Annotated in this window: 11 protein-coding genes and 1 tRNA gene; 4 read left to right on the top strand and 8 right to left on the bottom strand. The window is 31.7% G+C overall.

Annotated features, from left to right (window positions below; translation table 11 throughout):
* Nucleotides 1–99: 99 nt before the first annotated feature.
* Nucleotides 100–2874 carry a flavocytochrome c gene (locus tag H3S73_RS04850; RefSeq protein ID WP_198235984.1) on the bottom strand — a complete coding sequence of 925 codons (2775 nt, stop codon included), beginning with the start codon at nt 2872–2874 and terminating at the stop codon, nt 100–102.
* A gap of 519 nt (nt 2875–3393) precedes the next feature.
* Here H3S73_RS04850 and H3S73_RS04855 point away from each other — a divergent pair.
* Nucleotides 3394–4452: a hypothetical protein gene (locus H3S73_RS04855; protein ID WP_198235985.1), complete on the top strand. Its 1059-nt coding sequence runs from the start codon at nt 3394–3396 to the stop codon at nt 4450–4452.
* Between the two features lie 100 nt (nt 4453–4552).
* Here H3S73_RS04855 and H3S73_RS13980 read toward each other — a convergent pair whose 3' ends face one another.
* The 3 genes from H3S73_RS13980 to dnaQ form a co-directional block, all read right to left on the bottom strand.
* Nucleotides 4553–4909, bottom strand: a complete 357-nt coding sequence (locus H3S73_RS13980; protein WP_198235986.1) for a YbaN family protein — start codon at nt 4907–4909, stop codon at nt 4553–4555.
* A gap of 1040 nt (nt 4910–5949) precedes the next feature.
* A tRNA-Asp gene (locus tag H3S73_RS04865) sits at nt 5950–6026 on the bottom strand.
* 114 nt (nt 6027–6140) lie between these two features.
* Nucleotides 6141–6875 carry a DNA polymerase III subunit epsilon gene (gene dnaQ / locus H3S73_RS04870; RefSeq protein WP_086327035.1) on the bottom strand — a complete coding sequence of 245 codons (735 nt, stop codon included), beginning with the start codon at nt 6873–6875 and terminating at the stop codon, nt 6141–6143.
* A gap of 193 nt (nt 6876–7068) precedes the next feature.
* Here dnaQ and rnhA point away from each other — a divergent pair, with 193 nt between their 5' ends.
* The 3 genes from rnhA to H3S73_RS04885 all read left to right on the top strand — a co-directional run bounded on the left by rnhA (nt 7069) and on the right by H3S73_RS04885 (nt 9681).
* Nucleotides 7069–7578, top strand: a complete 510-nt coding sequence (gene rnhA / locus H3S73_RS04875) for a ribonuclease HI (protein WP_198228915.1) — start codon at nt 7069–7071, stop codon at nt 7576–7578.
* 69 nt (nt 7579–7647) lie between these two features.
* On the top strand, nt 7648–8376 hold the full coding sequence (gloB, locus tag H3S73_RS04880; protein ID WP_198235987.1) for a hydroxyacylglutathione hydrolase: 729 nt from the start codon (nt 7648–7650) through the stop codon (nt 8374–8376).
* A 42-nt stretch (nt 8377–8418) separates the two neighbouring features.
* Entirely contained in the window at nt 8419–9681 is a 1263-nt protein-coding gene (locus H3S73_RS04885) for a transglycosylase SLT domain-containing protein (RefSeq protein WP_198235988.1), read from the top strand.
* Here the strand turns inward: H3S73_RS04885 and H3S73_RS04890 are convergent.
* The 4 genes from H3S73_RS04890 to H3S73_RS04905 form a co-directional block, all read right to left on the bottom strand.
* Nucleotides 9653–10441 carry an endonuclease/exonuclease/phosphatase family protein gene (locus tag H3S73_RS04890; RefSeq protein ID WP_144092941.1) on the bottom strand — a complete coding sequence of 263 codons (789 nt, stop codon included), beginning with the start codon at nt 10439–10441 and terminating at the stop codon, nt 9653–9655. The genes H3S73_RS04885 and H3S73_RS04890 overlap by 29 nt on opposite strands.
* 1 nt (nt 10442) lies before the next feature.
* Complete coding sequence (gshA, locus tag H3S73_RS04895; RefSeq protein WP_144092943.1) at nt 10443–12005, bottom strand: glutamate--cysteine ligase; 1563 nt, start codon at nt 12003–12005, stop codon at nt 10443–10445.
* A gap of 291 nt (nt 12006–12296) precedes the next feature.
* The gene (locus H3S73_RS04900) at nt 12297–12821 is read right to left on the bottom strand and encodes a HugZ family protein (protein ID WP_086328891.1); all 525 of its coding nucleotides are present in this window, start codon (nt 12819–12821) and stop codon (nt 12297–12299) included.
* 57 nt (nt 12822–12878) lie between these two features.
* Nucleotides 12879–14528: an ABC transporter ATP-binding protein/permease gene (locus H3S73_RS04905; RefSeq protein WP_198235989.1), complete on the bottom strand. Its 1650-nt coding sequence runs from the start codon at nt 14526–14528 to the stop codon at nt 12879–12881.
* Between the last annotated feature and the right edge of the window lie 100 nt (nt 14529–14628).

Raw genomic sequence — 14628 nt, forward strand, 5'->3', positions numbered from 1 at the left:
ATAATATAAATATTCCACCTAAACAACGGCTTTTCCAGTCTAATCAAACTTCAATAAACCGTTGATTTTAATAAAATCGAATATATTCAAACTACTAATTTAATATTGATGAATATAATCTGTAGCTTTTTTGCCTGCCTGTAAGCCAAAGATAATGATATCTGCAACAGCATTTCCACCAATACGATTGGCACCATGTACGCCTCCAACCACCTCACCAGCGGCAAAGACACCTTCAATAACATGATGTTGAGTATCTAATACTTGTGTTTCCGGATTGATAGTTACTCCTCCCATAGTATGATGTATTCCTGGTGCAATTTTTATCGCATAAAATGGACCTTTATTAATAGGATGACGCATCCCTGTTGTTCGACCAAAATCTTCATCATGTTTATTCAAAATAAAATTATCATAACGTTTTATTGTTTCAGTCAATGTATTTGCATTAATGGATAACTGTTTAGCTAATTCATCAATAGTATTGGCTTGAGTCACTAAATTACGTGAAACATACTCCTCTACCGATTTATTTTCATCACGAACTTGTTGATCAAATAAAATATAAGCATAATGTTCTGGTAAATTATTGATACTATTAGAAACTTTATCACGTGTATCTAATTCATTAACAAAGCGTTTTCCATCTTGTGATATTAATATTGCACCTCCACCACGAATTGATTCAGAAATGAGATAAGCGGTTGTTTGTTCTACAGTAGGATGAATTTGAATTTCTTTCATATCCACCGTACCTGCACCAAGCTTTTCTAGGATGGTAATTCCCGATCCTGTTGCTCCTTTATGATTAGTTGTCACAAAACCTTTGAGATCTGGGCGATATTTTTCAACCATTTCTCTATTTGCGCCAAATCCACCGGTAGCAATGATTACTGCTTTTGTTTTAATGGTATGAATTGAACCATCTTCTTGGGTAACTTCCACCCCTGTTACTTTATGATTTTCAGTTAAAATTTTAGTGACGTTGGTATCAAGCATAACTTCAATACCACGATTATTGATATTTTTTACCAATCCACTTATTAAAAAACCACCTACCGCAGCCCCACTTTCTGGTCGATGAGTTCGATCGATACTCATGCCTCCAGTTGTGGTAATACCACTTAACGTAATGCCATTTTTATCTAACCAATCAATAGCATCTGGAGCATTGTCAACAAAATAACGTAACAAATCAGGATTATTTTTGTTTTTTCCTCCAATCATTGTTTCTTTATAGAAAAGATCTTTGCTATCGATGATTCCTTTCAGTTTTTGAAATTTAGTTTCTGCAGCATTCATACCGGCCGATGCTTTATTGGTATTTCCCCCAATGACTGACATTTTTTCAATAATGACTACATTGGCACCTAAATCATGTGCACGAATTGCCGCTGCTAATCCCGCGCCTCCGCTTCCAACAATAACAATATCAAAAGATTTATCATCTGGATCACCACCTTCGGCCAAAATGGCATCTTTATTGGATTTAACCATGGCCTTAGTTACCGCTTTTTTAAATGCTTCACATTGAGTTGTAGCACCAGAAATAGTGTCAACATGAGGACTATTTGAACTAATAATTCTATCTTTTATTTCATTAAAATTACTTAATACATTATCATCAAAATTATTTGCATTAACTAATTGCATATCTTTAATATAGTCTTTTGCTAATTCAACATTGATCGTAAATTCATAGGATTCATCATTGACTTTCTCTTGATAATTACCTGGTTTAAATTTTTTGTTATTTAAATTTACATCTCGAATTAAACTTTCAACTAATGGAAAATGCCATAATGGCACTGGGATTTTGAGTTCTTCTCGCTTATCGCTATTGATAAACAATTCAAGCTTTTCACCATTTTTGATTCGACTTGTCCAATCTGGATAGGCTATGCAGGCACGACCAACAGCAACTAAATCATAACCATTTTCTAAGGCAGTTTCTAAATCGGTTTGATTAATTACATTACCAACCCCGACAACTGGAATTTTAGCTAATGTGTCAGAGCGCATTGCAACATATTTTTTAATCAATGGTGTTGGATCTTCAATATTGACAATCGAGGATCTTAATATCGTTCCCATTGAAAAATGAACATAATCTAAACCCTTTTCAGCTAATTTCTCAAGTAAATACATAGTATCATCAAAACGAATACCTGGTATTTCTAGCTCTTCTGGTGAAAAACGATAGCCAATAATAAAATCAGAGTTCCCAAACTTCTTAACAATATTGTGAGTTATATCCAAAACGGCTAAGGGGAATCTTGTTCGATTATCCCGACTCCCACCCCATTTGTCATTGCGTTGATTTGAATTTGGTGAATAAAATTGCTGAATTAAATAGGTATTAGCACCGTGGATTTCTATACCATCAAAACCTGCTTGGATAGCTCGTCTAACTGCTTCTCCAAATTTTTCGATCATTTGATCTACTTCATTTGCCGTTAGTTCTATTGGAGTAGCTGCTTCAGGTCTAGGGGCAGCAATCGCACTAGGGCCTACAGGGGAAAGTCCACCAATAAGCTTGGGCTCCACCATTCTACCTCCATGATAAACCTGAATGATTGCTTTTGAACCTTTTTCTTTAATTGCATGAGCTATTTTTGCTAAACCCTCAATTTTGTCATCACTATCTAGTCCAATAGCTCCAGGAAAAGCTAACCCTTTTTGATCGACAAAACCACATTCGACAATAATAGTTCCAATTTCTCCAGATCTGGCATTGTAATATTCAATTAGATCGGATGTTACAGAACCTTCATAAAATCCAGAACAAGTAGTCATTGGTGCCATAATTATGCGATTCTTTAATTCAACACCATTGGGTAATGTTAATGGTTCAAAAGCATTTTTCTTTGTCATTTTAGGTACCTAATAATTACTTAAATTAATTTATAATTGGTAATAATAACATTACTAATAATCATCCTCTACCGACAATAGCTTCATTAGCAAGGTTAGTATCATTTTTTCGACAGAAATTTTTTTAAATTTATTAAAAAATTATAAAATAATTTACTTTTTCAATATTTAAATATTGCTTATTTTGTATCATTTTTTCCATTTCTGATTAATAAAAATGGATTTTTAGTCTAAAAAAAAACACTATAACTATTTCATTTACTTGCAAATTTTTTAATAGTTTATTCTTGAACTTTAATTCTAATCAGTTAGAATGCTTAATAATTTATATAAAAAGGAATGGTAGATGATTGTGGCACATACACACAAACTGAAAGAATCATTAAAACATCATTCTTTTTCTATTTTAATTAATGATCCTCCATTATGGAGGATTTTTTATTTTAAGCCTATCTTTTTTTATTTTCATCTCAGATTATCAATCAAATTCAATATAAGTACACCAAAACAGGAGCAAGCATGAAACCTTTGATCCCTTTTTATAATCCAAGTATTAGTTATGAAGATAATTATGCTCAAGGGCCTTTTGGACTTTTCAGTCAATTAGATAAGGCAGAACAAGTAACAACTCTGCCTACTAAATTTTTAAATGTTGATGTGAATTTACCGTTTGGAATGCCTGCAGGTCCATTATTAAATGCAAATTATATCAAAGCAGCTTTTGTATATGGATTTGATTTATGTGTGTACAAAACAGTTAGAACAAAAATGCATAAATGTCATCCTTTACCAAATGTTTTGTCCGTACATCCTAAAGGTAAACTAAGCAGTAACCTTGATACAGTTTTAGCCGACACCAATTATAATCAACCATTATCAATTACTAACTCCTTTGGCGTTCCTTCTTTTGCACCTGACGTTTGGCAACCAGATATGGCTGAGGCAGTTAAAGCAGCGGGTCATGGTCAATGTGTAATTGGTAGCTTTCAAGGAACTCAAGGCAATGGAGCAATTGAAAAAGACTATGCTTTAGCAGCAAAATTAGTTAGAGAAACTGATGCCCCCATTCTAGAAGCCAATCTGAGTTGTCCTAACGAAGGTGCAAGTAAACTACTTTGTTTTGATACCGATAAAGTGGAGCGTATTGTTAATGAAATAAAAACAGCCGTGCCTGATCGCCCTCTTATTTTAAAATTAGCTTATTTTCCTGATGATGAAAGAATTGTGTCGTTATTAAAACGAGTTGGCTCAATTATTGATGGTTTAAGTACTATTAATACCCTTTCGGCTAAACCTGTAGATGCAAATGGCCATCCAGCATTAGGAGAAAATAGAAAAGAAGGTGGAGTCTGTGGTGATGCTATTCGTTGGGCAGGTTTGGATATGGTGACTCGTCTAGCTAAATATCGTCAACAAATGGAATTAAACTTTGCAATTATTGGCGTTGGCGGCGTAAGCTCAAGTGAACATTATCAGGAATTTATAAAAGCTGGCGCTAACGCAGTAATGAGTGCGACGGGCGCTATGTGGAATCCTTTGCTTGCAATAGAAATCAAAAAGAGTTTAAAACAACAATAAATGGATACTCTAAAAAGTTACAGGGTAACTTGTATGCCCTTTAACTTTTTAACTTAACTTAACTTAATTTTATTCATAACAATATTATTTTTATTTATTTTTATTGAAATAAATATAACCGAATATAAGATGTGCAAAAAAAAACAATAACAAGAATAATTCTAACATGTAATGAATTAAAGATAATAAAAGGTATGAGTAATACAATAAATACCATCAAAAGCATTTTAAATAAACTTGCTTTTGAAGCTTTTTTCTCAATCAACATTTTTTGAATGTAAATTTGATAATATTTACTTTTAGTAAAATAAGAATAAAGGCGATCAGAACTATTCAGCCAAAGATAAGCTGTTAATAAATAAAAAGGCACAGTAGGTAAAACTGGCACAAAAATACCAACGGTTCCTAATATAAAAGAAACACATCCCAATAATATAAATAAACTTTTTTTTAACATTAAAAAATTTAGCTCTAAGTAAATTTACTGTTTAATTAACATCAATTTAATATAACACAGCTGATGTTTTTTTGAAAAATGCTTTTGTTAGCCACATCATCCCTATTCTGCTGACTATGAACATCAGTATTATAATTAAGTTTCTGTTCATGTTCTGTAATGAAAGAGTAATTAAAGTACTTTATATTTCATTAATTTTAATATGATCTATGGATAGTTCGAATATATTCATATTTTATTAATATATAGAGAAGTCAATTCTATTATCATTTTCTCCTATTTTAGAACTAGGATATTACCGCAATAATTAAGTAATATGCTTATTAATGATTTTAAGACATAGACCAAATTTATTCACACTATAAAACATAAACTATAGTGTTTATATATTGAAAGTCGATATAGATTTATATTATTACGACCAAAAGTATTATCATAAAATATATAAAACATAGAATCGAGAAACCCATCGTTATTTTCAACTTTTAATTCACCATTTTTGAACTCTTATAATTAATAGGTGTTTTTTCTGGGATTATTTCTTACCATTAATAAACAACAGCAGAACTGACTATTATAGTGTCAATTTTTTGGATATTTATAATAATCAAGTAAAGTTTTTAAGTATGTGTTTTGTTACTTAATTTCAGTTTTCTTTAATACACAATATTAGATATCTTAAGTCAATAAAAGAAGATGATTAAAATATTAACTTAGATAAATTGTTGCAATTTCTTAATGGAATCGGATACAACAATACCTGACGTTAGAAATTTATGTAAGTTATCTATAGCGTTAGAATTCAAAACAGATTAAGCCTAGGCATTTTATGAATAGAATTCACCCACGCCCGTTGTAGGGCTTAGATATTTAAAGAAAAACTGATACTGTTAGACATTATGCTTATTTGTCATCATGGCTTTGATTAGTGATGGTCGAAAATAGATTATCTGAAAATGACAGCAATTTGACACTAAGAATTTTACAATAAAAAAAGCGCTTTCGTGGAGCGCTCTAATTGAATGAACTTCTATAATAATTGGCGGAACGGACGGGGCTCGAACCCGCGACCCCCTGCGTGACAGGCAGGTATTCTAACCAACTGAACTACCGCTCCGCTTTTTAGATTCCTTTAACGAACAACATTAAAGTAGGCGTGATATTAAAGATTATTTTCTTGTTCGTCAATCATATTTTTAAAATCATTGTTCAATTGAATATAAAAACATCATTAATGTAATTTCCACATGGCTTCACCACTTTTCTTTTCAATTTTTTTTAGGATTGATTCATGTTCGGAAAGCTCGTGTTCCGTTGCCTTTATAATCTTTAACGGATTACCTGTACGTTCTATTCTTTTTATAACACTTCCCTCTGTTGAAGTTGAAAGATGTTCATCTGAACTGAAAGCTAGAGTTGTTTGCCCACCAGTCATAGCTAAATAAACTTCAGCTAAAATCTCGGCATCAAGTAAAGCTCCATGAAGAGTTCGATGAGAATTATCTATCTGATAGCGTTCACAAAGAACATCTAAATTATTACGTTTACCGGGAAACATTCGTCTGGCCATAGCTAAAGTATCGGTTACGATACAATGCTCAGATGTTTTAAAATCTAGACCACAAAGCCGGAATTCATAATCCATAAATCCGACGTCAAATGAAGCGTTATGAATTACTAGCTCTGCGCCATCAATGAATTTAATAAAATCATGAGCAATATTTTTGAAAATCGGTTTATCTTTAACGAATTCATCACTTATGCCATGAACTCTAAAAGCCTCTTCATCAATTAGGCGTTCAGGATTAATATAGACATGAAAATGGTTACCAGTTAATCGACGGTTAACCACTTCAACAGCACCAATTTCAATAATCTTATGACCTTCATAATGATTATTGCCCTCTTGATTCATACCAGTGGTTTCTGTATCTAATACGATTTGGCGAGTACAATTAGTTATCACAGTATTCTCTTTTTATGTATTAATAAATGTTGGGAAAAACAAAATAATGGTATAGTCTAGCACTAAAACTCTTTGATGTTGATATCTGCGAAAATTGAAGTAAATAATTTAATCAAATCAGTACAAATATTTTACTATTTTATATCAAACTCACATTCAAAATGTTATTTGATTTTTAAAAAAGATTAATAAAATGTTAAAACAAATTGAAATATACACAGATGGTTCTTGCCTTGGTAATCCTGGCCCTGGAGGATATGCCGCAATATTAAAATATAAGCAAAACGAAAAAATCTTATCTCAAGGTTATTTTAAAACAACAAACAATCGCATGGAATTATTAGCCGCTATTGTTGCCTTAGAGCAATTAAAACAAACTTGCAAGATAAAACTCTATTCAGATAGTCAATATGTACGCAATGGGATTACCAATTGGATACATGGATGGAAAAGAAATGGCTGGAAAACATCCAATAAAAAACCTGTTAAAAATGTAGATTTATGGATGCGTTTAGACAAATTAGTTCAAACGCATGAAATTGAATGGATTTGGGTAAAAGGTCATGCTGGACATATTGAAAATGAACGTTGTGATGTAATTGCAAAATCCATGGCTCAAGCACCAAGCTTATCCGATGTTGTATTTGAACAATCATTATCTGAAAATGCAAATAATGACGATAGTGAACTGAATTTATTTTGATAGAGTATCGATAATAAGTGTAAATTTTTAATAAATTGCAATAAGTAACATTAACGGAGTCAATAATAAATGTTTCACTTACATGTTATTCCCGCATTAAAAGATAACTATATATGGTTATTAGAAAATTCACATAATCAGGTCATCATAGTCGATCCTGGTGATGCACAAGTGGTCATTAATTATCTTAATCAACATAAACTATTACCACTTGCAATTTTACTTACACATCACCATATAGACCACGTTGGAGGTGTTAGCGGGCTAAAAACCAAATATCCTGATGTAATCATTTATGGTCCAAGTGAGATTAATTTACCAATTACCTATCTAACTAATCAACATGAAGTGAGTATTGGTGATTTCAATTTTGAGGTGTTCCATTTACCTGGGCATACTTTGGGACATTTAGCTTATTATTGTCATCCTTATCTGTTTTCTGGTGATACATTGTTTTCTGCTGGATGTGGAAGAATTTTTGAAGGAACTTATCAACAAATGTTAAGTTCGCTTAACAAATTAAAACAGTTGCCTGATGATACTCTTGTTTGTGCTGGACACGAATACACTTTAGCAAATTTAAATTTTGCTAAAAATATGGTTCCAGATGACAAAGAAATAAACAAATATTTTGATAGTATCCATAATAAATCAGTGACTTTACCTTCTATTTTAAATGAAGAAAAACAAATTAATTTATTTTTACGATGCGAAGAAAAATCTTTACAAGATAAATTCAATTTTAGCGATGAATTAGAGCTGTTTGCTTTTTTTAGGAGCCTAAAAGATAATTTTTAGGTATAATAGTAATCTTAAACAATATAGAACTTAGTCTGTCTAATGAAAAAATTATTAATATTTACAGTGTTATGCTCTTTTTTAGGTGCATGTCAGCAGTATAGTGGGCCGCGCCATAATGCAGTTGTTAGAATAAAGTACTCAAAAAATACCGTAGTTAGTAATAGACAAACTGTCAGTAATAGTAATTATGTATCTATCACGCAAAATCCATGGCAGTATATAAACAATCAGATTAATGCTAATGTTCCCGATAATAGTCGCATTAAAGCTGAAAGAGAAATATTATTACGTGATCCCCAAGGTTTTGAAACAATCGCATTACGTTCGGAGCCTTATGTTTATTATATAGTTAATCAATTACGTAAAAATAATTTACCTGTTGAGTTAGCTTTAGTTCCTTTAATTGAAAGTGCTTATGATCCATTAGCAACATCATCTGCTCAAGCGGCAGGTTTATGGCAATTTGTACCTATAACAGCAAAAGAGTATGGATTAAAACAGAGTAATTATTTTGATGCTCGCCGTGATTTAATTGCATCAACAAATTCAGCCATCACATTATTACAAAATTTAAACGAACGCTTTAATGGTGATTGGTTATTAACGCTTGCTGCTTATAATGCTGGTGAAGGGCGCGTTAGAAGAGCAATGGAGAAAAACCATGCTAAAGGTTTATCCACTGACTATTGGTCTTTAGAATTACCTAATGAAACAATGCATTATGTTCCTAAAATTTTGGCAATAGTGGATATTGTAAAAAATAATACTCGATATGGTATTAAATTGCCTGATTGTAATTATGAAAATTCATTGGTCAGAATTGATATAACTAAAAACATTTCATTGGCTAAAATTGCTCAATATACAGGATTGTCACTCAATGAGTTAACGACCTATAATGCGGGGTATGTACAGCAAACCGTAAATGGTCCTTTCCATTTGCTTATTCCACATGCTCATGCCAAAAGTTTATTCCAAAAATTACAAGCAGAAAATCTTGTAGCAAATGAAATAACTGAGCTTTTGCAGGATGTACCACATGCTCCGATGCCATTTGAAGTTAAATCATCAGCAGTACAACATAATGATCTAAATCATCAAAAGATCAGTTCAATTGTGGAGAATAATAGTAACAATACCCAAATCACTTATCAAGTGAAAGCGGGTGATAATCTCTATAGTATTGCACAAAATTATCGAGTAAAAATTACCGACCTGTTGTTATGGAATAACTTAAAAAATCAGAGAATTAAAGAGGGTGATGTTCTAACAATTAACCTTGTGAATGCAAATCCAATTTGAAACTTACATAAAGAGGATTATGATCTGATGCAGTTGTACTAATTATTTGCGCTGCATCAAGCTGTAATCCTCGATAAAAAACAAAGTCTAAAGGTCTTCCCATAAATGTTTTTCGAATATCAACGCTGAAATTTACGGGTTTAAGTCCAATTGAACTCACTAAATAAAATAATAAATCTAAGCGCTGTTTACTCCATGCATTAAAATCCCCCGCTAATATTACCGGACCATGATGTTCTTTAATACGTTTTAATAAAATATGGATTTGTTGGCGATAAACCTTAATTCCAATACTAAAATTAACAGCATGAATGTTTGCTACCAATAATTGTTGTAATGAATTTTTAATAGGATAGATAGTTATTAACGCTGATTTGGGAACCCGAATTAGTGGCTCTATTTCTCTAAAAGACAAAAGATCTGTTGGTAAACTATCGGTTATAGTCATAACACCGGCATAAATATCTTTCAAACAATATGCTGGAACATGATCTGCAATTTTATTGTGTCGTGAAATAAAATTTAATAATTGAGGTGTAGTTTGGGCTTCTTGTAATAAAATTAGTTTAGCTTTATCCGCATAAAGCTCTAAAATATTGATACATTCCGCCCTCTTTTGCTTAAAAATATTCCAAACTAAAATTGAAAAATATTCTTGATCAATGAGTGGTTGCTTTACCACTATATGATGGTTAGGTAATATCAATTCTACATCGCTATTTTTCTTATATCTTAATGTATAATTGCGTTTTCTGAACATTTTAAATATTGGTTTTTTGTTTTACATACTCATCAAAGGATAAGGTATCACTTTGCTCTTTTTTCTTTTGTTTTTCAATAGACAAAATACGTTGTTGAACAAAATCGCTATCAGTCAATATTGCTAAAGGTTCTGCTAAGAGTTGTTTTTTATATTGAGATGCAAGTACTAAACCAAATTTAGAAGTGCCTAAATCACTAATAGCTTCAAGCGTTCTAGCAGATAAAGTTAATTCAGGTTGGTCAAACATCACGTCTAACTTTTCACAAACCTTTCGATATTGTCGATGCTCGTCATTATGATCCAAAACATCGGCGACTCTAAGCAAATCTTTAAACAAATTATGCCCAACTTTAGATAATGGTTCCCGATAACTATCACAGCCCATGCCTATTTCCAAACCAGGCTTACGCCCTTCCATGATTACTCGATTCCAATTTACTTTAGAACACTCAAGTTCTTCACTACTCATTTCTGGTGCAGGAGCTAATGCACACCAAATTAAGAAAAGATCAATAAAACGAATTTGTTCTTCGGTAATACCAATAGGTGAAAAAGGATTGATATCCAACGCTCGAACTTCAATATACTCAATACCGCCACGCATAAGTGCATCAGATGGCGATTCCCCAGATCTTGGTACCCGTTTAGGGCGAATCGGTGCATAAAACTCATTTTCAATCTGTAATACATTATCATTCAATTGACGATAATGGCCATTTACTTTGACACCCAATTTACTAAATTGTGGTGACTTGGTATGTGTGGCTCGTTTAAGACCTTCAACATAAGTATCTAAATGATTAAATGTTATACCTAACTGCTTTTGTGCATCATTTGTGTAACCAATATCACTTAGTCTTAATGACGTTGCATAAGGTAAATAACAATTTCCGTTTGTTTGTTCAATAAAAGCTTTCGCTTTTTCTGGGTTTTGAATAAATGAAGAACATATAGATGGAGAGGCACCGAATAAATAAGGAATAACCCATCCAAAGCGATAATAGTTACGGATTAAAGTAAAATAGCCTTCAGAAATAACGGCTCTACCTTCTTCAGTATTTTTTACACCATCTCTAGCTTGCCAAAATGCCATTGGCAATGAAAAATTATAATGAACCCCTGAAATAGTTTGCATCATTGCGCCATAACGGTTTTTTAAACCTTCACGATACACCGTTTTGAAACGCCCTTCATTTGATGATCCATATTGTGCCAAAATAATGTCATCTTCGTTTGCGACAAAACATGGCATACTCAAAGGCCACATCAATTCATCGCCAATATTAACACTAGCATAATGATGCAAGTCACGTAAAAATGTTAACATATAATCAATATTGGTATTAACTGGCGTAATGAATTCAAGTAGTGATTCAGCAAAATCGGTTGTGATCCAAGGGTGAGTGAGCGCCGAGCCTATATTAGCTGGAAAAGGTGTTTTTGATAAGGAACCATCAGGTAAAATACGCAAAGTTTCTCGCTCAACACCGCGTTGAATGCCTTGTAAAATTGTATAATGTTTTTCTAACCAGCTAAGTGCTTTAGAAACATCAGGTATCATAATTTTGCGTTTCCATAATTAAGATTGATTTTTGCCATATTAACATAAATTACAGCCTATCATGGGCTATTTTTATAATATACAATCAATAAATTAATATTTGTTCATCTTTAAAGATAAACTTCACTATTATATTCATAATAGAGCTGTTAATTAAAAATTATCAGATAAACATTATTTTATATTTAAATAGAAACATAATAATCTGTAGAGGGCAATCTTTTCGAGAATAATAAGAGTCAATAGAGTTGATAATTAACCTACTCTATTGATTTAAAATTTAATTATAGTTTAACTTTCACTTTGCTTTTTTTGGTTAGCAACATAATCTTCATCGACAGGTGTGACGATTTTATTTTTGTGATCAATAAGATAGGTTTTACCAAAACCAATAACAATGCGTCCTGATGTTGGTGCAATTTTAAATAAGTTAAAATCATTCATCTCACAAAGCATATAAACCATCTTGCTCACCCGTTTAGCAAGCTGATCGATTACTTTCTCAAAAATTGGTGAATTTTTATCAACAATTTCAGCTGTTGCTTGAGAACTTAAACGTCTACGTGCATAAATATTTTTTGTCTTAGATTCATCATCAATAATAATAAAAGAAATTTGAGGATTGATTTTCATATTTTGACTATGTGGTGCTAAATCAGAAATAAGAACATAATAATCACTTCCATCAAAGAAATAAGGTGAATAACTGGTTTCAACTCCTCCATCTTTATTTATAGTTGATAGTATGACTGTTAACACGGTTTCATGTAAGCTATCTAATGTATCTTGAACGTTATTAGTTTTGGATTCTGCCATAAAAACTCCTTATTTAATTTAACTTTTATTTTTTTACTTAATCTGTTATCTCTTTTTTTATAATATTAATTGATTGCATTGTTTGAAATAAGACGATATATCCGAATGAGAAATTATAATAAAACTACTATTTGTTAAGTTAGTTTGTAACAATTTTAGTAATTGATGTTCTGAATGTTTATCTAATGCATTTGTCGTCTCATCCATAAATATCCAATCAGGTTTATGCAATAAAATCCGCGCTATTACTAAACGCTGTTTTTCACCTCCAGATAGTCTATTCAAATCGTAATCTAGTAATTTTTTTTCAATATCTTGAGCTAAGAAACCTACCTCTGCTAAAATTTGCTTAATACTGTCTAAATCCTTTTCTAATAAAGGGTTAGGATAAGCCATTGCATGAGCTAATCCTCCCATAGGAAAATAAGGATTTTGTGATAAAAAGAGTTTATTAGCTTTTGGTAACTCAATATAACCTTCATAGTAGGGATAAATTCCTGATAATAATTTAAACAAGGTCGATTTACCTATTCCTGACATTCCTGACAAGATGATAGATTCCCCTTTATTTAATCGCAGTTCGGGTACTTTAAGCAAAACCTTACCACTTGGATTTTTTATAATTAGATTATTTATTAATAAAGTATCCGTATCTTTTTCAAATTGTCTTTGTTGGTTATGCATATCAGCTATCAATCTTGCACGATTAATAAACTGACATAAACGGTGGCTAAAGGCAGTCAGCTCAGCTAAATTATTATAATTGAAAATAAACCACGATAAATTAACCACCACATTACTAAATGTCTTACTAATTTGCATTAATGATCCAAGGCTAACTTTGCCAATTAGGTAAATAGGTAAAGCAAAAAAAGTGGGTATTTGTAAAACAGTAAGATTATAAGGTCGAGTAAAACAACCTAAAAATAACTGTCGTTTAATTAACTGATACCAATTTGTCATGATGTCACTAAAATGCTGATCGAGTATCTCTCTTTCAACTTTTTCTCCATTTAATAAGGCTATCGGTTCTTTTGATTCTCTAAATCGAGTTAAAGCAAAACGGTAATCCGCTTCTTTATGTTGTTGTTGAATTAATAAAGATTTCAAAGGATTACCAAGCCAATGGGTCAGGTAAGAACAGATAATGACATATATTGGTGCTAACCAAACCATATAGTGTGAAAGACTAATATCAAAACCCAATAGATTAAACGATAAAAAGAAGTTATCTGTAATTTGCCATAGCAATATAAAATACGTAACCAGACCGATGAGTTGAGTGATAAAAGAAAACCCCTCATTGGTTAATTTATCAACAAACAACTGACAATCTTCAGCAATGCGTTGTTCAGGATTATCTATTTCATCTTGTTTATTATTCAAAAACCAATAGGTTTTATTATTTATCCAATGATCTAAGATCGTATCATTAAGTACTTTACGCCATATAATAACGGTCATTTTTCTTAAATAATCTGACATTAAAAAAGTAATGGCACCTAGGATTGTTAATAACATAAAAACGCCAATTTGACTCACTACTTCTTGTAAATTATATTTTTCCAGTGCATTGTAGAAATTTTTATTCCAACCAATCATCTCCAAACTAATTTTGATTAAAACAATTTTTAAACTTATCACAATGAAAGCGTAACAAAATCCCCATTTACCTTGCTTAGTTTTGGTGCAGAGTTTTATAAGCAAAAAAATATTTCTTAATGTTTGCAAAACTTTTACTCTCAATAAATAACTATTGTTAAAAACCTCCTACTCTGCTTTTTAATCAGAAACGGTGGCCTTGTTA

This window comes from Gilliamella sp. B14384G12 (genome assembly GCF_016101825.1).
In the GTDB taxonomy this organism is placed as follows: Bacteria; Pseudomonadota; Gammaproteobacteria; order Enterobacterales; family Orbaceae; genus Gilliamella; species Gilliamella apicola_N.